Source organism: Lentzea sp. NPDC004782, assembly GCF_040609115.1.
GTDB lineage: Bacteria > Actinomycetota > Actinomycetes > Mycobacteriales > Pseudonocardiaceae > Lentzea.
This window is the reverse complement of sequence record NZ_JBEXJN010000061.1, coordinates 14,619-34,595: the sequence shown is the minus strand read 5'-3', so window position 1 is coordinate 34,595 and position 19,977 is coordinate 14,619. Positions and strand designations below refer to the sequence as shown.

Annotated in this window: 18 protein-coding genes; 6 read left to right on the top strand and 12 right to left on the bottom strand. The window is 68.6% G+C overall.

The features are described from left to right. Window positions 1–394 precede the first annotated feature (394 nt). The 3 genes from ABZV40_RS38125 (at window position 395) to ABZV40_RS38115 (ending at window position 5,870) form a co-directional block, all read left to right on the top strand. A complete protein-coding gene (locus tag ABZV40_RS38125) occupies window positions 395–1,333 on the top strand; it encodes a LysR family transcriptional regulator (protein ID WP_355453384.1) in 939 nt (312 codons plus the stop codon). Window positions 1,334–1,482: 149 nt separating this feature from the next. Next, on the top strand, window positions 1,483–3,783 hold the full coding sequence (locus ABZV40_RS38120; protein ID WP_355453381.1) for a LuxR C-terminal-related transcriptional regulator: 2,301 nt from the start codon (window positions 1,483–1,485) through the stop codon (window positions 3,781–3,783). Continuing rightward, a complete protein-coding gene (locus ABZV40_RS38115; protein ID WP_355453378.1) occupies window positions 3,783–5,870 on the top strand; it encodes an AAA family ATPase in 2,088 nt (695 codons plus the stop codon). Before ABZV40_RS38120 ends, ABZV40_RS38115 begins: the two co-directional genes overlap by 1 nt. A gap of 13 nt (window positions 5,871–5,883) precedes the next feature. Here ABZV40_RS38115 and ABZV40_RS38110 read toward each other — a convergent pair whose 3' ends face one another. Next, window positions 5,884–6,051, bottom strand: coding sequence for a hypothetical protein (locus ABZV40_RS38110; protein WP_355453375.1), 168 nt, complete (start codon window positions 6,049–6,051; stop codon window positions 5,884–5,886). Window positions 6,052–6,361: 310 nt separating this feature from the next. After that, window positions 6,362–6,532, bottom strand: coding sequence for a hypothetical protein (locus tag ABZV40_RS38105; protein WP_355453372.1), 171 nt, complete (start codon window positions 6,530–6,532; stop codon window positions 6,362–6,364). Between the two features lie 246 nt (window positions 6,533–6,778). Between ABZV40_RS38105 and ABZV40_RS38100 the strand changes: the two genes are divergently transcribed. After that, complete coding sequence (locus ABZV40_RS38100) at window positions 6,779–7,123, top strand: hypothetical protein (RefSeq protein WP_355453369.1); 345 nt, start codon at window positions 6,779–6,781, stop codon at window positions 7,121–7,123. Between the two features lie 16 nt (window positions 7,124–7,139). On the opposite strand, the gene ABZV40_RS38095 is transcribed toward ABZV40_RS38100, so the two are convergent. From ABZV40_RS38095 to ABZV40_RS38070, 6 genes are read right to left on the bottom strand one after another with little or no spacing between them, the layout of a single operon-like run. Then, entirely contained in the window at window positions 7,140–7,847 is a 708-nt protein-coding gene (locus ABZV40_RS38095) for a cobalt-precorrin-6A reductase (protein WP_355453366.1), read from the bottom strand. After that, complete coding sequence (gene cobM / locus ABZV40_RS38090; protein WP_355453363.1) at window positions 7,844–8,584, bottom strand: precorrin-4 C(11)-methyltransferase; 741 nt, start codon at window positions 8,582–8,584, stop codon at window positions 7,844–7,846. The genes ABZV40_RS38095 and cobM overlap by 4 nt, the downstream gene beginning before the upstream one ends. Then, on the bottom strand, window positions 8,581–9,726 hold the full coding sequence (cbiE, locus tag ABZV40_RS38085) for a precorrin-6y C5,15-methyltransferase (decarboxylating) subunit CbiE (RefSeq protein WP_355453360.1): 1,146 nt from the start codon (window positions 9,724–9,726) through the stop codon (window positions 8,581–8,583). Before cbiE ends, cobM begins: the two co-directional genes overlap by 4 nt. Beyond that, window positions 9,707–10,087, bottom strand: coding sequence for a PPOX class F420-dependent oxidoreductase (locus tag ABZV40_RS38080; protein WP_355453357.1), 381 nt, complete (start codon window positions 10,085–10,087; stop codon window positions 9,707–9,709). Before ABZV40_RS38080 ends, cbiE begins: the two co-directional genes overlap by 20 nt. A gap of 8 nt (window positions 10,088–10,095) precedes the next feature. Then, complete coding sequence (locus ABZV40_RS38075) at window positions 10,096–12,312, bottom strand: P-loop NTPase fold protein (protein WP_355453354.1); 2,217 nt, start codon at window positions 12,310–12,312, stop codon at window positions 10,096–10,098. Window positions 12,313–12,344: 32 nt separating this feature from the next. After that, window positions 12,345–14,618, bottom strand: coding sequence for a chitobiase/beta-hexosaminidase C-terminal domain-containing protein (locus ABZV40_RS38070; protein ID WP_355453437.1), 2,274 nt, complete (start codon window positions 14,616–14,618; stop codon window positions 12,345–12,347). Window positions 14,619–14,741: 123 nt separating this feature from the next. Between ABZV40_RS38070 and ABZV40_RS38065 the strand changes: the two genes are divergently transcribed. Next, window positions 14,742–15,557: a helix-turn-helix transcriptional regulator gene (locus ABZV40_RS38065; protein ID WP_355453351.1), complete on the top strand. Its 816-nt coding sequence runs from the start codon at window positions 14,742–14,744 to the stop codon at window positions 15,555–15,557. A gap of 56 nt (window positions 15,558–15,613) precedes the next feature. After that, the gene (locus ABZV40_RS38060) at window positions 15,614–15,712 is read left to right on the top strand and encodes a DUF397 domain-containing protein (protein ID WP_355453434.1); all 99 of its coding nucleotides are present in this window, start codon (window positions 15,614–15,616) and stop codon (window positions 15,710–15,712) included. On the opposite strand, the gene ABZV40_RS38055 is transcribed toward ABZV40_RS38060, so the two are convergent. From ABZV40_RS38055 to ABZV40_RS38040, 4 genes are read right to left on the bottom strand one after another with little or no spacing between them, the layout of a single operon-like run. Next, window positions 15,690–17,354: an aminotransferase class V-fold PLP-dependent enzyme gene (locus ABZV40_RS38055; RefSeq protein ID WP_355453348.1), complete on the bottom strand. Its 1,665-nt coding sequence runs from the start codon at window positions 17,352–17,354 to the stop codon at window positions 15,690–15,692. The genes ABZV40_RS38060 and ABZV40_RS38055 overlap by 23 nt on opposite strands. Before the next feature lies 1 nt (window position 17,355). Then, a complete protein-coding gene (locus tag ABZV40_RS38050; RefSeq protein ID WP_355453345.1) occupies window positions 17,356–18,120 on the bottom strand; it encodes an amino acid ABC transporter ATP-binding protein in 765 nt (254 codons plus the stop codon). After that, window positions 18,101–18,904, bottom strand: coding sequence for an amino acid ABC transporter permease (locus ABZV40_RS38045; RefSeq protein ID WP_355453342.1), 804 nt, complete (start codon window positions 18,902–18,904; stop codon window positions 18,101–18,103). Before ABZV40_RS38045 ends, ABZV40_RS38050 begins: the two co-directional genes overlap by 20 nt. Further along, complete coding sequence (locus tag ABZV40_RS38040) at window positions 18,894–19,796, bottom strand: ABC transporter substrate-binding protein (protein WP_355453339.1); 903 nt, start codon at window positions 19,794–19,796, stop codon at window positions 18,894–18,896. Before ABZV40_RS38040 ends, ABZV40_RS38045 begins: the two co-directional genes overlap by 11 nt. Between the last annotated feature and the right edge of the window lie 181 nt (window positions 19,797–19,977).

Sequence of the window (19,977 nt, the reverse complement as noted above, 5' to 3'; positions counted from 1 at the left end):
AGCCACAACGATCGGTTGGACGTGCGCCCGGCTCTGATGGCGTCTGCAGGTACCGAGGCTCTTCCATCCTGTCGTGCCCGGCCAAGCGCAACCTTTGACGTGGATGAAGGGCTCATTCATCCACCTGGTGTGGATGAAGGGCGCCTTCATCCACGTCACCACGCGCCGGGCGAGGCCTGATCGCACAGTGCATGGCAGTGCGGCAGACCTGGTACGCCCGGCGGGAGCGGCGAACCCGACCGCGATGAACGGCGCATTGCGTCGCCGCTTAAGTTCCTGGCATTGCACGTCAGGTGGATGAAGGCGCCCTTCATCCACCTGAGGTCGATGAAGGCGCCCTTCATCCACGGCGCAAGCGCTCCTGACGGCCACAACAGGTGCCTAGGCTCGTGCCATGGACACCGAGGCAGTGCGATCGTTCGTCCGCGCGGCCGAGCTCGGGCAGCTGCAGCACGCGGCCGACGAGCTGGGCGTGACGCAGCAGGCCGTCTCGAAGCGGATCGCCACTCTGGAACGGCGGCTCGGCGTCCAGCTGTTCACCCGCACCGCCCGCGGTGTCGCGCTGACCGCGGACGGTCTGGCGTTCCTGCCGCACGCGCGCGGCATCGTCACGGGCGTCGACCGCGCCATCACCGCGATCACGCCGGGCGCCCCGCGGATCGACGTGCTCGGCTTCCGCAGCGCGCAGGCCGTTGTGCTGCACGAGTACTGGCGGTCGCGTCCCGGTATCCACCTCGACGTGGTGACCCTCAGGGAGAACGACCCGCGCGCGGTGGTCGCCGCCATCCAGGCGGGCGAGGTCGACGCGTCGTTCCGCACGATCACCGACCCGGCCGCGCTGCCGCCCGGCGTGCGCATGATCCACGCGTTCGACTCACCGCTCGAACTTCTCGTCGGCCCGAGGCATCCGCTGGCGTCGGCGAGCACGCTGACGCCGGCCCAGCTGCGCGGGCACCGGATCTGGGTGCCGGGAATCGCGCCCCGCAGCGAGTGGGCGGACTTCTACGACCAGCTCGTGACCGCCTTCGACCTGCGTGTCGACGGTGCGGGCCCGCACTTCGGCGACGAGGTGCTGCTCGGCACCCTCGCGGAGTCCGCTGACGTGGCCACGTTGGTCGGCGCACGCGACCGATATCTCTGGCCGACGGACTACGACCTGCGGCGCATCCCGATCGCGGACCCGGTGCTCGTCTACCCGATCTCGTTGCTGTTGCCGGAGAACGCGCACCCCGGGTTGCGGCCGATCATCGACCACGTCCGGAACCTCGCACCGCTCACCGGGAAGGCCTGGCGTCCGTTCCGGCAACCGTCCACCGGCCGATCAGCCGTCTGACCAGTGGTCCATACGGATCATGTATATCGGCATTTGACGTGATGGCTCGGTCTGGGTTCGATTGACCCCGAAAGTCGACCTGCAACCGTGGTCGCAGGGATGAAGGTGTCATGTCGCTCACCGCTCCGGGCGAGGCAGGGAATCTGCCCGTGGAGTTGACCAGTTTCGTCGACCGCCGGCGGGAGGTGACCGAGGCCAAGCGGGTCTTGTCGGTCTCTCGTCTGGTGACCCTGTGCGGAGTCGGCGGGATAGGCAAGTCCCGGCTCGCGTTGCGAGTGGCCGCGCAGGTGCGGCGGTCGTTCGCCGACGGGGTGTGGCTGGTCGAGCTGGGAGAGCTGTTCGATCCGGAGCTGGTGGCGCACGCCGTGGCCACCGCTCTGGGGCTGCGGGAGCACGCCACCGCGGGGCAGGACCGGTCGGCGGCCTCACCGGTCACGCTGCTGACCGAGTACCTGGCCGCACGACAGGTCCTTCTGGTGCTGGACAACTGCGAGCACCTGGTGGACCCGGTCGCGAAGCTGGTCGACGCGCTGTTGCGGGCCTGCCCGAAGTTGCGGGTGCTGACCACCAGCCGGCAGGGGCTGGGCGTCTGCGGGGAGGTCACGCTGCCGGTGCCGCCTCTGCCGGTGCCGGACCTGCGGCAGCCGCCCACCCTGCGAGGGCTGCCCCAGGTCGCGGCGGTGGCGCTGTTCGTCGAGCGGGCCGTGGCGGTGGTGCCGGGGTTCTGCCTCACCGCGGAGAACGTGGACGCGGTCGCACAGATCTGCCGCCGGGTGGAGGGACTGCCGCTGGCGATCGAACTCGCGGCGGCGCGGCTGGCGGCGCTGGGGCCGGAGGAGATCCTGAACCGGATGTCCGACCTGTTCCGGCTGTTGGGTGCCGGCCCGCGCAGCGCGCCGGCGCGGCAGCGGACCCTGCGGGCCAGCATCGGGTGGAGCTACGACCTGTGCACGAGTGCGGAACAGCGGCTCTGGGCTCGGTTGACGGTGTTCGCCGGTGGCTTCGAGCTGGCCGCGGCAGAAGGCGTCTGCGCCGGGAACAGCCTGGCGGCGGAGGACGTGCTCGATCTGGTGACCTCCCTGGTGAACAAGTCGATCCTGATCCGGCAGGACGGTGGCACCGTGCGCTACCGGATGCTGGACACCCTCCGCGAGTACGGCCACGACAAGCTGCGGGAGTCCGGCCAGGAAACCGCGCTGCGCCGACGGCATCGAGACTGGTACGCCGAGCTGGTGGCGGGCGCGGAGGCCGAGTGGATCAGTGCCCGGCAGGTGGACTGGTACGCCCGCCTGGAGCGGGAGTACCCGAACCTGCGGGCCGCACTGGAGTTCTGCCTCACCGAACCCGGCGAGGGCGGGGTCGGCCTGCGGATGGCCACGTCCCTGTTCCCGTACTGGTTCGGCCGAGGGCAGCTCAGCGAGGGCAGGTACTGGCTCGACCACGCCCTGGCCCAGACGCCTCGCGCCTGCGTGGACCGGGCACGGGCCCTCTACGCGGACAGCATGCTGGCCGGACAGCAGAACGACGTCACGGCCGCCGCGGCCCTGGTGGACGAGGGGCAGGAGGTCGCGAAGCAGCTGGCCGACGTCTCGACGCACGCGTTGTTCACGCTCGCCGCCGGATACGTGGCGGGGTCTCGCGGGGACCTGCCCCGGTCGATCGCGCTGCTGGACACGGTCCTCGAGACGTTCCGCACCGGGAACGACCTCCCTCGGCTGCTCGACGCCCTCTTCGCCCTGGCCGTGTACAGCGGGGTGCGGGGAGACGCGGCGCGAGCGCTGGCCTGCCACGAGGAGGTGCTGGCGATCACCGAACCCCGCGGGGAGGTCTGGTACCGGTCGCTGTCCCTGTGGGCCCTCGGCCTGGCGGTCTGGCAGCAGGGCGACTCCCGGCGAGCGGCCGAACTGGTGCGGGAGAGCCTGAGTCTCAAGCGCTCGATCGAGGACCTGCTCGGCATCGCCTGGTGCCTGGAGGCCCTGGCCTGGATCGCGGCCGACGCACCGGATCCGCGGCACGCCGCGAACCTCCTCGGCGCCGCGCACACGCTCTGGCACACCCTCGGTGCGTCCCCTGCCACGGTCCGGCACATGCTCGCCTACCACGACGAGTGCGAACAGCGGACTCGGCGCGCGCTGGGCGAGCAGTCCTTCCAGATCGCTTTCCAGCGCGGCACGGGCCTGGCTCTGGCTGACGCCATCGCGTGCGCCCTGAACGAGAAACCCCAGGGGCTGCCGGCCCCCTCCGGCGCCGCGGCGAAGCTGACCCGGCGCGAGCAGGAGGTTGCCGAGTTGGTCGCCCAGGGCATGACCAACAAGCAGATCGCCGCCCGGTTGGTGATCGCCCAGCGCACCGCCGAGGGCCACGTCGAGAACATCCTGGCGAAACTCGGGCTGACCACCCGCATCCAACTGGCCACGTGGGTGACCGAACAACAGGAGAGCCGAGCCTGATGACGGCTGACGTCGGACAGAGGCGGACGGCGGGCAACCTGCCGGCCGACGTGACGAGTTTCGTGGGCCGGCGGCAGGCCACGGCAGAAGTGCGGCACGTGCTGTCCACAGCCCGGTTGGTGACCTTGACCGGGGTAGGTGGCGTGGGCAAGTCCCGGCTGGCCCTGCACGTGGGACGCACGGTTCGCCGGAGGTTTCCGGACGGGGTGTGGCTGGTGGAACTGGCCGCACTCGGCGATCCGGCGCTGGTGGAGCAGACCATCGCGGCCGCGCTGGGACTGCGCGATCACTCGCGGCGGGATCCGGTGAGTGTGCTCACCTCGTTCCTGGCGGACAAGCGCCTGCTGCTGATCCTGGACAACTGCGAGCACGTGCTGGACGGTTGCGGCCGGCTGGTGGCCCGGCTGCTCAAGGCCGCGCCGGAGTTGTCCGTGCTGGCCACCAGCAGGGAACCGCTCGGTGTTCCCGGTGAGCACCGCTGGCCCGTCCCACCGCTGTCCCTGCCCTCCAGCGAGGCCGAAGCGCCGGCGCCTCCCTGCGACGCGCTGACGTTGTTCGCCGACAGGGCGGCCACGGCCGCTCCGGGTTTCGTGCTGAACGAGGACAACGCACCGGAGGTGGCGCGGCTGTGCCGGCAGCTGGACGGACTGCCGCTGGCGATCGAGCTGGCCGCGGTCCGGCTGCGCGCGTTGCCGGTGGAGGAGTTGCTGTCCCTGCTGGAAGACCGGTTCGCGCTGTTGAAGGGCGGAACCCCTGCGGCCCTGCCACGCCATCACACCCTGCGGACGACGGTCGACTGGAGCTTCGAGCTGTGCTCGGGGCCGGAACGGCTGCTCTGGGCCAGGTGTTCGGTGTTCGCCGGGGACTTCGACCTGGACGCGGCCGAACAGGTGTGCGCCGGTCCGGGGCTGGCCCACGACGAGGTCTTCGAGGCGGTGACCGGCCTGATCGACAAGTCGGTTCTGGTCCGGGAAGAGCGCGCCACCGGGGTGCGCTACCGGATCCTGGAGACCATCCGCCAGTACGGCCGGGAACGGCTGGCCGAGACCGGTGACACGGCCGGCCTGCGGCTCCGGCACCGCGACTACTACCTGCACCTGGCCGAGCAGGCCGACGCGGACGCGAGCGGCCCGCGCCAGCCCGAGTGGGCCGAGCGGTTGCGGGTCGAGCGGGCCAACCTCTTCGCGGCACTGGACCACTGCCTGACGGTGCCGGGACAGGAGCGGAGCGGCCTGCGGTTGAGCGCGGCCCTGTGGTTCTACTGGGTCGCCTGCGGGTTCGTCCGCGACGGCCGGTACTGGCTCGACCGGGCCCTGGTGTCCAGCCCGGAACCCAGCCGGGACCGCGCACGAGCACTGTGGATCAACGGGTGGATCGCCGGCCTGCAGGGCGACTACCAGATCAGCCAGGCGCTGCTGGAGGAAGGCCGGGACCTGGCCCTGGCGCTGGGTGACGACACCGCGCTGACCTACGCGTCCCAGCACCTCGGCTGGGCGCGAATGGCGGCCGGCGATCCGCAGGCGCTCCCGCTCCTCGATCACGTGCTGGCTCGCCACTGGGCATCGGCCGGGTGGAGCGCACCCGCGGTGATCATCTATCCGATACAGATCTTCGCCGCCGGGATGGCGGGCGACACCGGTCGTGCCATGGACCTGCTCGACGAGTGCCGGAACATCTGCGCGTCGCTGGGCGAACGCTGGGCCTTGTCGTGGGCGTTGAACGCGGTCGGCATCGTGTGGCTGACAGCGGGCAACCTGCGGCAAGCGGCAGTTCACCTGGGTGAGTGCCTCCGCGTCAAACGTGACGTGACCGACCAGCTGGGCTACCCGTTCGGGGTGGATCTCCTGTCGTGGGTCGCTGCCGCGGAGGGCGACTGGACTCGGGCGGCCGTGCTGCAGGGGGCGGCGGACAAGATGTGGGAGCCGATCGGCAGACCGCTGTTCGGTTTCGACCTCCTGCTCGACCAGAGGCAGAGCTGGCGGACACGAACTCGCGAAGCACTCGGGGAAAGCGCCCACCAGGACGCCCTCCAGCGGGGTGCCCGCATGACCCCGGAACAGGCCATTGCCTGCGCACTGGGCGAATAGCCCCCAGGCCTGTTCAGCTCAGCCGGGCAAGCGCTTCCGGCACCGTCGACACGACGTCCGCGGCCGGCAGCGGCGGCCGGCGCACGATCACGACCGGAATCCCGCGCGACCGCATCAACCCCAGCTCACCGTCCACAGTGAACGGCCCACACGACATCAGTACCTCGATCCGTTGCGCCATCGGCGTTTCGGCGGTTCGACCATCCGTGCCAGAAACCACTGCGGGCACGAAGCGAACTCGGCGAGGTCCTGCCGCCCGGTGGTGAGGAGCCACTACCCGTCCTGAGCAGTGAGGTGGATGAAGGGCGCCTTCATAAACCTGGGGTGGATGAAGGAGCCCTTCATCCACCACGACAAGGGCTCAGTTCCAACTCTTGATCGAATCGCCAACCTCGCAACCTGGTTGACGGCCGAGCGACTTTGCCGGCGCCCTGCACCTCACCAGACGAGCTGCGAACACGAATTCCGGCTACCTGCCGAGCTGGATCAGCTCACGTTGAGGGAGCGAGGATTTCGAAGCGTTCGACCATGGCGGTGAACAGCGCGTCGTCTTCCTCGGGCACCGACGAACCGCAGCCCAGAGCGAAGCGATCGGCGCCGCGGACAACGATGTACTGGCGGACCGCCCAGACCCGGCCCGCATCGTGCTTGGCGCAGTCCACAGGTCTGGTGCGCGCTCGTCCCAGCCCTGTGGAACGCGCTTGAAGTGCTTGTTCGCTGTCATCAGGCCCTCGGCATCACGGCACTGTCCCCCGGCAAGCAGCCCGTGACGGGCAGATGACCAGCGATCCGAGGAGTGAGATCCCCACAGGCAACACGACGCCGGCCGGATCGGATGTACATCAGGACAGGCACGACTGCTGATCAGATGTACGAGGTCAACACCAACAGGACCGAAAGGGACCTGCATGAGAACGAAGTTCTCCGCTTTGCCGGCACTGCTGGTCACCACGCTGTTCGTTCTGCCGCCCGCCTTCACCCCGCGGAACGAGGGCTTCGACGTCAACGTCTACAACGGGACGGGGCGCTGGATGATGGTCAGCGAGGTCGGACACGACCAGGCCCCCGGAGGCAACTGGCGCCGGCTGCGGCCGGGCCGCTGGTCGCGGTCCTACACCGGCATCGACGACGTCGACCAGCTCCAGGTGCCGGGATGCGGACTGCTCTCTCAGGGGCGCTGGTACCCCGCCGGCACCTGGGCGCACGTCCACGGCTGGACACCGGTGGTCTACGTGTGCAGCGTGACCTGCTGAGGCGAACTCGACGCGCTCACCGAGACGACCTGGCGTTCTCCAGCCAGATGGCGGCTTCCTCCACGGTTCGCACCACCTCGGCGGGCGGAAGCGGTGGCCGCCGCACGATCACGACCGGGATCCCCAGCTGCTCAGCCGCTTCGAGCTTGGCCGACGTCATCGACCCGCCGCTGTCCTTGGTGACCAGCACGTCGATCTCCCGCGACCGCATCAGCGAAAACTCACCGTCCACAGTGAACGGACCACGCGACAGCAGCACCTCGATCCGTTGCGGCATCGGAGGTTCCGGCGGCTCGACCATCCGTGCCAGGAACCACTGCGGACACGCGGCGAACTCCGCGAGATCCTGCCGCCCGGTGGTGAGGAAGATCCGCTCACCGGGCAGATTCCGCGCAGCCTCCGCGACACCGTCCACCCACAGCCATCCGTCCCGAGGGGTGAACCCGGGCCGTCGCAGGATCAGGAACGGCACACCGACCCGCCCACAGGCTTCGAAGGCGTTGGCCGTGATCTGCCGCGCGAACGGGTGCGTGGCGTCCACGACCGCGTGGATGTCGTTGTCCCGCAACCACTGCGCGAGCCCGTCCACCCCGCCGAACCCGCCGATGCGCACCTCGCCCCTGGGCAACCGGGGATTGGTCACGCGACCGGCGAGCGACGACACCGCCTCGACGTGCCGCGCCAGTTCGCGCGCCTCCCCCGTCCCTCCCAGTATGAGGATCATCGAACGCGAGTGGCCGAGTACAGGTGGCTGTCGGGGAACTGCGTGGCCCCCAGCGTCCGCCCCACGACGATCACCGCGGTCCGCTTGATCCCGGCGGCCTCGACCTGCGCGGCGATGTCGTCCAACGTCCCTCGCAACACCACTTCGTCCGCCCGCGAGGCGTAGGCGACCACCGCGACCGGACAGTCCAGCCCGTAGTTCGGCACCAGCTCGGCAACCACGTCGGAAATCCGCTGCACGGCAAGGTGCAACACCATCGTCGCGTGACTGCGACCCAACGTGTCCAGGTCCTCACCGTCAGGCATCGGCGTGGCGCGCTGGGAAGTCCGCGTGAGGATCACCGTCTGTCCCACCCCGGGCACAGTCAGTTCACGCTGCAACGACGCCGCCGCAGCCGCGAACGCCGGCACGCCGGGCGTCACGTCGTAGTCGATCCCCAGTGCGTCCAACCGGCGCATCTGCTCGGCCATCGCGCTGAACACCGCTGGGTCGCCGGAGTGCAACCGAGCCACGTCCAGCCCCTCGGCGGAAGCCGAGGCGAGCTCGGCGACGATCTCGTCCAACGTCAGCGACGCGGTGTCGACGAGCCGTGCCCCCGCGGGGCAGAAGTCCAGCAGCTCCACCGGCACCAGCGCACCCGCGTACAGGCACACCGGCGAAGCGGCGATCAGGTCCCGCCCGCGCACGGTGATCAGATCAGCGGCCCCCGGACCGGCGCCGATGAAGTGCACGGTCACTTGGTCACGCTCCAGGTCGTCACCGGCAGGTGCGGCCGCCACCCGGTGAACTTGCCGACCGCCGACCCGCGGTTCACCGCGATCCGCACGAGGTCACCGCCGAGCCGCGCGTACCACTGCGCCACCACGGCCTCCGACTCCAGCGTCACGGCGTTCACGACGAGCCGGCCGCCGGCCCCGAGCGCGTCCCAGCAGGTCTGCACCACGCCGGGGACCGTCAGCCCGCCGCCGATGAAGATCGCGTCCGGCTTCTCCAGCCCCTCCAACGCGACGGGCGCCCGTCCGATGTGGACCTCGACCCCCGGTACGCCCAGCGTTGCCGCGTTGCGCTGGATCCGTTCAGCGCGCACCGCGTCCTGCTCCACCGCGATCGCACGGCACGTCGGATGCGTCCGCGCCCACTCGATCGCGATGGATCCCGACCCGGCACCGACGTCCCACAGCACCTGTCCGGGCAACGGTGCCAACGTCGACAGCGAAATAGCCCGCACCTCACGTTTGGTCAACTGGCCATCAGTCTCGTACGCGTCGTCCGGCAACCCCGGCACCCGTGAATAGGCGTGCCCGGTGTACTCGGCAGCGATGACGCACAGCGGATCCGCTTTCTCCCCGGACCACTGGTAGACCCGCTCGGCGGGCCCACCCAACTGTTCGAGCACTGTAATCGGCCCAGCCAGTTCCGCAACGGTTTGCGGGTCACCACCCAATACCAAAATCCGGCGCCCCGGCGTCAGCGCGGGCCGCAGCAGGTCAGGCGACCGCCCGACCAGCGACACGACCTCGACCTCGTTCAACGCCCACCCGAGCCGCGCACAGGCCAGCGACACCGACGACGGGTGCGGGATCACCGTGACCCGCGAGCCCAGCAATCGCACCAAAGTGGTGCCGATTCCGTGGAACATGGGATCGCCCGATGCCAGCACGCAGACGTCCCGGTACTTCTCGAACAGCCCCGGCAGAGCGGGAACCAGGGGCGACGGCCACGCGACGCGCTCGAAATCGCCAGGTACGAGATCGAGCTGCCGCCGGCTTCCCATCAGTACACGTGACCGGGAAACCGCCTGCTGCGCTGCGGGCGAGAGCCCGTCCCACCCGTCGGCTCCGATGCCGACAACGACGACGTCAGAGGGTTCCGGTGACACGCCGCACCTGAATCTCGATCACCACACGTGTCGGGTTGACCCGAGGCTGCCGGTACCGCACGGCATACCGCCGCACCGCCTCCTCCACGGCCTCCGGCTCGTCCCGCACCACCGCGGGACCCTCCAACGTGGACCACCGCCCACCGTCCACCTGGCACACCGCCGCGTACCCGGCCCGCCGCACGTGCTTGACCTTCCACGACCCGCCGTCCGTGATGATCCGCGCCACGCCGGCCTCCAGGTCGAGCGTCACCCCGACCGGCACGACGTGCGGCGTCCCGTCCGGACGAACGGTCGACAGCGTGCACAGGTGCCGCTCGGTCCAGAACTCGGCGAACTCGGCGCCCCGCTCGATCGACATGCCTTGAATCATGCACAAGCGGCGGTCGTGAACGAAAATCGCCGCACCAGCGGCAGCCATTTCCGGTACGCGGAAAGATCGTCCGGCACGGACAGGTCGCCGACGAGCCGATCCATCTCCTGCCGCCAGTCCCGCCCGCTCTCGATGGCGTCGAAAAGCGCGTCGCACTGGCCCGACCGGCCGACCAGCACGGCCAGCAGCACCAGCACGACCTTGTAGTCGACATTCAGGAACGCGTCCGTCTCCGAAGGTGCCATCCGGGCCTTGACCAGCCGATAAAGGTTCACCAAACGCTTGGCGGCACGCGGTGTGCGCACCAGCGGCGACAGCTGTTCGAGGTACAGCAGCTCCGGCCCGCTGAACCGCATGCCGCGCGGCGTCAGGTCGTAGGACGCGCCGGGTGTCTCCTCGACCGGCTCGCGCCGGCCGGAGAGGAGGACGGGCACCCCGGCCCGCAGGGCATCGGCCGGCGTGACGTGCGTCGCCTCCCCGGCCTCCTCCGCCAGGTCGGACACCAGCCGCCGGAACCCCGGCCCGTCCATCGGCCTCAGCGCGAACGACACCTGGAAGATCTTCTCCAGGTAGTCGACGGGGTCGTCCAGCATCTCGGTGTAGTGCTCCTTCAACGCCCGCAGCAACCACCGCGCGTCCACGCCGACGACCACCACGAACACCGGTTGCGCGAGCAGCAGGTGCACCGCCTCCAGCACTTTGATCACGACGGGCGGTGGGCACCGGTCCAGGTCGTCGATGTACAGCACGATCCGTTCCGGCCCGGCCGCGGAGTGGGCCAGGATCGCCGCGAACATCTCCAGGTCCTTGCGCACCAGTGACACCACGCCCAGGTGCTGCCGGTAGTCGCCGTCGCGGGTCCGCGCGTACTCGGTGACGTCCGGAGCGAGCTCGCCGATCGACCGTTCCAGCCCCTCGATCTCCTCGTCGAGCTCGGCGAGCCGGGAGTCCAGCGGGTCCTCGCGGTCCTTGAGCTCGCGGAACCACGTCACCGCCTTCGCCGCGCGGGCCAGCACCGGTGTCGCGGCAGCCACCGACGCGGCGAGCACCAGCGGCCATTTCACCGAAACGAAGAACAGCCCGGCCACCACCAACACGCCCAGCACGAGCGTGACAACAGCCGCCCGATCCCGGCGAACCTGCCCCCACACGAACTCCGGCACCTTCACACCGGGCGCGACGAACGTCAGATCCCCCTCGCTGAGCTGCTTCGACAGCTTCCGCCGCGCCGACCCGAGCGTCTTCTGCTGCCTGGCCGCGACCGCCATCCGTTCCAGCCGGACCGTCGCCAGCCGATCGGCCAGCGACGTCTTCTCCTTGCGCTGCTCGGCGAACTCGTCCGCGATCCGCTCCAGGTCGTGCGTCGACCCGTCGGCGAGGTTGTCGAAGATGTGCGTCGCGAGCGACGCCCACAGGTCCGCCTCGACGTAGTGCCACGCGTTGAACCTGATCTGCCGCACCGACGCGCAGTACACCGAGTGGTCCGCCGCGGCCGACCGCCGCGCCAGGTCGTCGATCCGCGCCTCCATCTGCCGCATGAAGAAGCTCTTGCCGCTGCCCCAGTTGCCGAACAGCCCGATCGACAGCGGCGGCTTGATCAACCGCGAGGCCGCCAGGTCGGCGAGCATCTCGACGTCCGCGGCGATGCCCAGCCGATCCACGCCCTCGTCGACGTCCGGCCGGTAGCCCGCGTGCGTCCGGATGGGTCCGAGCTCGCGCACCTGGCTCAGGAACTCCGGCACGGTGTCCACCTCTGGCAACCCGGGGTAGAGCCGGCGCACCGTCTCCTTCTCGTCATCGCTGAGGTAGATCGACACCCGCACGACCACCGCGTCATGCGCCCACAACGGCGGCAGCTCTCTCGTGTTGACCGACGTGAACACGATGATCCATCGTGGTGTGCTCAGATCCATGTGCGCAGGCGCCGAGCCCCAGTCGATCCACAGCACCGAGTCCGGGATGGCCGCCTCGCCCTCCGCGGGGCTGACGACGATGGGCTTGTCCGGAAGCATCCGCAACAACGCCTCGTAGACGGCCCTGCGCGCACCGGCGCCGCCCGGCTCGGTCTGCACGACCACCACCCCGGGCCGGCGCAGCGCGCGGTCGAGCAGGATATCGACATCGCGCGGCAGGTAGACGCTGGGAGAACCGCTCGGCTCCCTCAGCAACCTCGTCCGGTCGACGTCCCGCACCCAAGGAAGATCATCCGCCACACCGACGATTGTGGCGGATGATCCCCCGGCGACTACGGGTAGTTGACGACGTTCACCGGCACCGTGCCCGAAGGCGTCACCGCCCCCACGTCGTTGACCACGTGGGTGATCGTTCCCCGGTAGTTCAACGACACGGTCAGCAGGTCGTGCAGCCGCACGCCCGACCGGTTCGGCACCTCGAACGCGTGCTCGGCCCGCACCGACGGGTTGGTGTCGAAGAAGCAGTAACTGCCCAGCCCCCACGCCTCGTGCGTGGTGACGTTGTCGCCGACCTTGTAGGCCGCGTACCCGGTGACCCCGTTGGGCGCCATCCACGAGGCCTGGTTGGGCACGTCGTACGGCATCTCGTTCTGGAAGAAGATCGTCCGTCCGCCCTGCCCGTTCCAGATCACCTGGTACTTCTGGTAGTGCTCCACGAACAACCCGGTGGCCAGCACGTTGTTGCCGTTGACGAGCACACCGGTGTCACCGACCGCCTCGTTCCACCCGTACGTGCCGGCGTTGCCGTGGTCGGCCCGCCACGCCCAGGTGTGGTCGATGATCGTGTTGCTGCTGTTCACGACCAGGCTGGTGGTCGCCTTGCCCGCCACCGCCCCGCCGACCCGGAAGAACACGTCCTGCAACGTCGTCGGGTTGCCCGCGTGCGACGCCGACGAGCCCGACGGTCCCACGGTCAGCAACGCGTCCGAACGAGTGGTCCCCGCGTCGAACAGGAGACCCTTGATCCGCACGCCGTCGACATCAGCGACCTGCATGGCGTTGACCCCGTTGTCCGGCACGATCGTCGCGTACCCGATGCCGAGCACGACGGTGTTCGGCCGGGTCACCTGCAGCGTCTGGTTCACGTGGTAGATGCCGGGCGTGAAGAACAGGTCACACCCCTGCGCCAGCGCCGCGTTGATCGTCGAAGCCGTGTCACCGGCCTTGACGACGTAGAACTGGCTCATCGGCACCGACGTGCCCGGCGTGCCACCGTTGAGCCACGACGCCCCGGAAGCGTTGGTGCGCAAGGACGGCAGGAACACCCGATACTTCCCGCTCTCGAAGTAGAGGTAGGGAACGTCGCGCGAGACAGGCGTCGTCGCCAGCGTGGTCTCGGGCGGCGAGGGGAACGTGTTGGCCGGCGCTCCGGGAGTTCCGGAGAACACCATGTTCCACACACCGCCATCCCAACTGCCGTAGTTGGAATCACGCGTGTACCACTGCTGCTGCGAGATGGACGCCGTCTGCCCCGACACCCGCGTATCGGCTGTGTAGCCACCACTCGCGTACCCGTAGGAAGCCGGGTAAAGCGCCAAGTTGCCGCGCACGTCCATGCGGCGGAACGGAGCCGCCTGCGCCACGGCCCACCGGTCGGTGCCGCTGCTCGGGTTGACCGCCATGTTCTCGGCCGACCGCCAGAAGTTCTGCAGCGCAACACCCTTGTCCGACTCGTTGAACGCGTCGACCGTGATGTCACCGTTGATCACGACGTCACCTGGGTTGCGCCCAAGGCCCGCAACGGACGTGTAGTAGCCCACGTCGTCATGGATGTTGTACGTGCCGGGTTTGAACAGGTGCGCGACCCGGCGCGGCGCCATCTGTGCCGTGAGCGTGTCCTTCTGCGCGTTGAAGTCCGCGTCGAGCTGCGACTGGATGCTCGCGGCGGACATCGACGGGTCGAAGATCCGCGTGTTCGGCCCGAAGTCCGGGTTGTCGGACTGAACACAACCCTGCTGCGTGCCGATCGTGTAGGTCGCGCTCGCCACCGCCGAGTTCGTGAGACCGGACTTGATCCCGATCGCGTTCACGGTCCTGGTGCCGGGAACGGAGATCGGCCCGGTGTACACCGGAGAACTCGCCGTGGGCGTGGAACCGTCCACTGTGTACCGGATGGACGCCCCGGCGGTGGCCGTCGAGATCGTCACGGTCTGCGCGGACGTGTAGGACCCGCCCGGCGGGCTGAACGTCGGCGTGGCGACCTGCGCGGGCGCGCTGCCGTGCGTGTACGTGAAGTGCGGCGTGTCGTACTGCGGGCCGCTCTTCTCGTAGGTGAACCAGTACTCGATCTGCGTGCCGGACGACAGCGACCCGACAGTCTTCTGCCAGGTCCCGGCGTTGTTGGTCATCCGGAAGTTCTGCTGGGGGATGTTGGTGATCAGGTAGTGCACGTCGACGTAGAGGGCAGGGGTCGTCGGCGTGAAGTCGATCCTCGCCTGAGTGGAGTCCAGCGCCGTCACGGATTGCGTGTAGTCCTCGGCCGCGGACGCGGCATTGGACGACGCCAGTGACGACAGGGCAGTCGCTGCGGCGGCCAGGCAGGCCAGCCATCTCACCTTTGAGAGCGCTCTCACACACGGAACGGTAAGCGGCCGGAGACTTTTGAACAAGCGACGTTTTCACCCGAACGAGCGGCTTCTTGTTTTGGATTCAAGCCATAGCGTCGACCCATGACTGCTTCCACCGCGTACAGCCGGGACCTGGGAGACGAGCTCCGCCGACTCCGCGAGACCTGCACTGGTCTCAACGGCCACCAGTTGGCCAAGAAGCTCGGCTGGGACCCCAGCAAGGTCTCGACCATGGAGCACGGCAAGTACCGCGCGAGCGAGATCGACTTGATCCAGTACTTGTCCATGTGCGGCAAGGACATCGACTTCGTGACGGAGTTCAAGCGCCGCTACCAGTACGCGTTCGACGAGTACATCGTGCAGTCGTCCGGCAACCTTCGGACGGTCGGGATGGCCGAGTCCACAGCCAGCGCGATCACCAGCTACGACACGATGCTCGTGCCGGGCCTCTTTCAGACGACGGAGTACGCCGAGGAGGTCTACTACGCGAACGGATCGGTCGCGGAGGAGCGGATTCCCGAACTCGTGCAGTGCCGAACGGACCGCCAGGCAATCCTGGAGCGACACAATCGGCCGGATTGCGTGTTTTACATCCATGAGCTAGCGCTGCAGCAGCCGATGGGCAGCGACGCGGTGATGCAAGCCCAGTACGAACGGCTGCTCTCTAAAGCACACATGATCCGAATCGTGCCCGCCGAGGTGACCGTGATGTCGGCTGGCTTCATGCTGTGGGAGTACGAGAAGTCCCGGCCGGTCGCTTACAGCGAGTCGGAGTTCGCCCGCGTGTTCGTCCAGGATCTCGGTGCGATCGCCAAGGCCAGGCAGTACTTCAAGCAACTGGAGAAGGTCGCCCTCGACAGGGAGCGGACGCGCAGCAGGCTTCGGCAGTACCTCCGCCAGCCTGTCGGAGCTGGATGATTCCCTTCCTGAGGTAAGCGCGCACGCAGCGTCCTCAGTCATCGCGAGCTCAAACGCTGTCAACCGTCCGGGAGTCGAAGAACGCGAGCGGCGACGTCCTCGCGTTCTCGGCCCCTGCCTGGACAACGCTGATCAGGTCCCTCGGCTCTCGTTGAGGTAGTTGTAGATCGTGTAGCGGGTGACCTCCAGGACGCCCGCCAGATGGTCGACCGAGTCCCGGATGAGGAAGAACCCCGCCTCGTCCAGGACTCGCACGACCTGCGACTTGTGCACCTTCTTCATCAGCTCGACCGGCACGCCCACGTCGGCGATGGCCTTCTCGACCAGCACCCGTTGCAGCGTGTCCACGTCCTGCGGAAACGACTCGACCGGCCCGGACGCCTCGTGCGCCGCCAGCTTGTTGACGCACAAGCACCCCACGGCCACACCGTTCGCATCGCGCACGAAGGTGGTCGACGACCAGATGGCCCGCCCGTCCGGCGCATAGGTCTCGTAGCCCGGCATGTCGGTGGTCGTCCCGCGCCGCACGAGCCCCAGCAACAGGTCGGTCATCGGCCCGCCCACCTGCCGCCCGGTCAGCGACCCGGCGATCGCGATGATCGAGTTCGGCAGCCGGGACAGGTCGTGCACCACGACCTCGGTGTCCGGACCCAACGCGGACGCGAGGCTGTCGACCGTCGGCACCAGCGCCGACAACGCGGCCGGAACCGGCGACGAAACACCCCCGGACAACGACTTCAGCGCGGCCCGCACGCGTTCGAGCGTCCCGCGCGTGGTCGTGGCGTGCGGCGACAACCGCACGTGCTCCGGCCGCACGGTCGCCGTGACGCCGAAGGCGTTCAGGGCCTCCCCCACCACCGAAGCAGCCTCGGGCATGGTGAACGCGAGGATCCCCGCCCGCCGCTCCCGCGCGGACACGATCTTGCCACCGCACGACAGCACGATCTCCTCCAGCTCGGAGACCACCTCTGACACGGCCGCGTCCAGGGCACCCACCCCGGCCAGCTCGACCAGTTCCAGCGCCTCGGCAAACGCGCCCGACACCACCGGTGAGAGGTTCGTGATGTTCCAGGACGCGGCATCCGGCGCGGGCTCGTGCACGGAGTCGTCGAACAGGCCCGCGTCGACCGCACCCGTCCACCCGGACAAAACAGGCCTGAGCCGCTCCAACGCCCGGTTCGACAACACCACGAACCCGGTGCTCCACCCGGCGCGCAACCACTTCTGCCCGCCCACGACCAGCACGTCGGCGAGCTCCCACGGCTCGTCGACCACACCGAAGCCCTGGATGCCGTCCACGATCAGCAACCGGTCGCCGACGACCTCGCGCAAGGAAGCCAGATCAGCCCGGTAACCGGTGCGGAAGTCCACAGCGGACACCGACAGCGCGGACACCTCCGGCGTCAGGCGCGTCGCGACAGCCGCCGGCGCCACCGGTCCGTCCAGCACCACCGACGGCAGCCCGGCCCGCACCCACGGGTAGGTGTTGGACGGGAACTCCGACGCCGAGTACATGACCGTCCCGGACAGCCCGAACGCCGCCTGGAACAGTCCGATCGACGTGTTCGGCACCAGAGCGACGTGATCGGTGTCGGAGCGGCACAGCCGGGCGACGGCGGCCTTCACCCGTTGTTCCTCGCGCATCAATGTGTCCACTGTGGACGGACCGGCCAGCGAGGCCTGTTCCATCAGCCGCGAGGTGGCCGTGACGACCGCCAGGGACGGCGGGCCGAAGCGGGCGAAGTCGAGGTACCCCTCCGGTTCGCGGAACTGGGCGAGGTACGAGGTGTCGATCAACTTAGAGCACCTTTGCGAGGAACTGTTGCGTGCGCGGCTGTTGTGGATTGTCCAGCACGTCCGCCGGTGTGCCGCTCTCCACCACGGCGCCGTCGACGAGGAACACCACGCGGTCGGCGACCGAGCGGGCGAAACCGATCTCGTGAGTGACCACGATCATCGTCATGCCGTCGCGGGCCAGCGAGGTCATCACGTCGAGCACCTCGCCGACCAGTTCGGGGTCCAACGCGGACGTGGGCTCGTCGAACAGCATCAGCTTGGGCTTCATCGCCAGAGCGCGCGCGATCGCAACACGTTGCTGCTGGCCACCGGACAGCTGGGCCGGGTACGCCTCCGCCTTCTCGGCCAGCCCGACCCGTTCCAGCAACGCCAGCGCCTCCGCGCGCACCTCGCCGCGGTCGCGCCGCAGCACCTGGACCGGACCTTCCATGACGTTCTCCAGCGCCGTGCGGTGCGGGAAGAGGTTGAAGCGCTGGAACACCATGCCGATGTCCCGCCGCTGGTGGGCGGCCTCGCGTTCGCGCAGCTCGTGGAGCTTCCCGCCGTGAGCGCGGAACCCGACCGGCACGCCGTCGACCCAGATCCGGCCGGCGTCGATGGTCTCCAGGTGGTTCACGCACCGCAGGAACGTCGACTTCCCCGCGCCGGACGGCCCGAGCAGGCAGACGACCTCGCCGCGCTCGACCTCCAGGTCGATGCCCTTCAGCACTTCGGTGTGGCCGAACGACTTGCGGACCCCTACCGCCTCAACGAGGGCCATACGCACGCTCCAGGTAGTGCTGCCCGACCGACGCGAGGGACACCAGCACGAGGTACCAGGCCGCAGCGGCGAACAGGGTTTCCATGATCTCCAGGTTGCGCGAGGAGATGTTGTTCGCGGCGTGGATCAGCTCCAGGAAGGCGATCACCGACGCCATCGAGGTGCCCTTGATCATGTTGATGAAGTTGTTGCCGGTCGGCGGGATGATCACGCGCATCGCCTGCGGCAGCACGACCCTTCTGAGCGTGGTCATGGGCGTCATGCCGATCGACTTCGCCGCCTCGGTCTGACCGGCGTCCACGCTGCTCAGGCCCGCGCGGACGATCTCGGCCATGTAGGCGCTCTCGTTGAGCCCCAGGCCGAGCAGTGCCGCGACGAACGCGGTCATGACCACGTTCGTCGGCACGGTGAAGAGCATCGGGATGCTGATGTTCTTGAACACCAGCGCGAGGTTGAACCAGATCAGGATCTGCAGCAGCACCGGCAGCCCGCGGAACAGCCAGATGTAGCCGACCGCGAACCAGCGTGCGACGGGGTTCGCGCTCAGCCTCATCAACGCGATCACCACGCCCAGCACGATCGCGCCGCCCTGCGCGGCGACCGCGAGCACGATGGTGTTCAGCAGGCCTTCGAGCATCACGGGGTGCGTGAAGAACCCCGGCACGTCCTCCCACTGGATCTGCGCCTCGGCCATCGCCCAGCCGAGACCGGCGACGACCAGCACGATCGCGGCGCCGCTGAGCCACCGGCCCGGGTGACGCAGCGGCACCACCTCAAGATCACTTGCCATTGATCGCGGCCTTGGTGATCGCCCCCTGCTTGATGTCCCAGGTGGTGAGGATCTTGGTGTAGGTGCCGTCGTCGATCAGCGCCTGCAACGCGCCCTTGATCGCCTCGGACAGCTTGGCGTTCTTCTTGTTGACGCCGATGCCGTACGGGCCGCCGTTGATCGGCGGGAGCTGGACGACCTCGAAGTACTTCCCGTCACCGGCGGTCTTCGCGACGTACACGGCGGTCGGCAGGTCGTTGAGGATGGCGGCGACGCGGCCGGTGCGCAGCTGGTTCTGGTTGCCGGTGTCGCTGTCGGTGACGCTGAGCTCGACCTTGAGCTTGCCCGCCGCGACGCACTTCTCGCTCTGCTGCTTGGCGAACTGCTCCTGAGAGCTGCCGAGGTTCACCGCCACACCCTTGCCGCACAGGTCGTCCGGGCCTTTGACCTGGGACGGGTTGCCCTTCTGCACCATGATCGTGATGCCGGACGTGAAGTAGTCGACGAAGTCGATCTTCTGCTGACGCTCGGCGGTGTCGTTCATCGCCGCCATGGTGACGTCCACGCGCCCGGTCTCCAGGCTCGTGATCAGCGAGCTGAACGCCATGTCGCTGTGCTCGGCCTTGAGCCCGAGCTTGGCCGCGATCGCCCTGATCAGGTCGACCTCCGACCCCAGCGGCGTCTTGCCGTCCTGGTCGTAGAAGTTGTTCGGCGGGTTCTGGATGTTCGACCCGACCCGGAGCTTCCCGGCCGACGCGATCTCGGCGGGCACCAGCACGGCGAGCTTGTCGTCCTTCTGGACGCCGGACAGGTCCGACGACGGCGGGGTGCTCGTCTGCGTGGTGTCAGACGTGCCTCCGCAGGCAGCAAGCGTTGCGACGAGCAACGAGGTCACGAGCAGGCGCGGCATCATGGCCGGGACCGTACAACGCCCAGTTGAAGCCGTCCACAAAAAGTTGAAGCCCGCCCGGACGGCCCCGCCAAGCGCCACCCCAGGTGGATGTATGGGGGCCCTATACACCGCAGCTGGGTGTAGACGCCCATAATCCAACCCAAAAACATTGGGAAATGCCCCAACCCCCGGGAGCGGTTGG

What these genes read in the sequence shown, in the direction of transcription:
- ABZV40_RS38065 (WP_355453351.1), top strand. Translation starts at nt 14,742, where the DNA reads ATGACTGCTTCCACCGCGTACAGCCGGGACCTGGGAGACGAGCTCCGC.
- ABZV40_RS38115 (WP_355453378.1), top strand. Translation starts at nt 3,783, where the DNA reads ATGACGGCTGACGTCGGACAGAGGCGGACGGCGGGCAACCTGCCGGCC.
- ABZV40_RS38110 (WP_355453375.1), bottom strand. Translation starts at nt 6,051, where the DNA reads ATGGCGCAACGGATCGAGGTACTGATGTCGTGTGGGCCGTTCACTGTG.
- ABZV40_RS38100 (WP_355453369.1), top strand. Translation starts at nt 6,779, where the DNA reads ATGAGAACGAAGTTCTCCGCTTTGCCGGCACTGCTGGTCACCACGCTG.
- ABZV40_RS38040 (WP_355453339.1), bottom strand. Translation starts at nt 19,796, where the DNA reads ATGATGCCGCGCCTGCTCGTGACCTCGTTGCTCGTCGCAACGCTTGCT.
- ABZV40_RS38125 (WP_355453384.1), top strand. Translation starts at nt 395, where the DNA reads ATGGACACCGAGGCAGTGCGATCGTTCGTCCGCGCGGCCGAGCTCGGG.
- ABZV40_RS38095 (WP_355453366.1), bottom strand. Translation starts at nt 7,847, where the DNA reads ATGATCCTCATACTGGGAGGGACGGGGGAGGCGCGCGAACTGGCGCGG.
- ABZV40_RS38080 (WP_355453357.1), bottom strand. Translation starts at nt 10,087, where the DNA reads ATGTCGATCGAGCGGGGCGCCGAGTTCGCCGAGTTCTGGACCGAGCGG.
- ABZV40_RS38045 (WP_355453342.1), bottom strand. Translation starts at nt 18,904, where the DNA reads ATGGCAAGTGATCTTGAGGTGGTGCCGCTGCGTCACCCGGGCCGGTGG.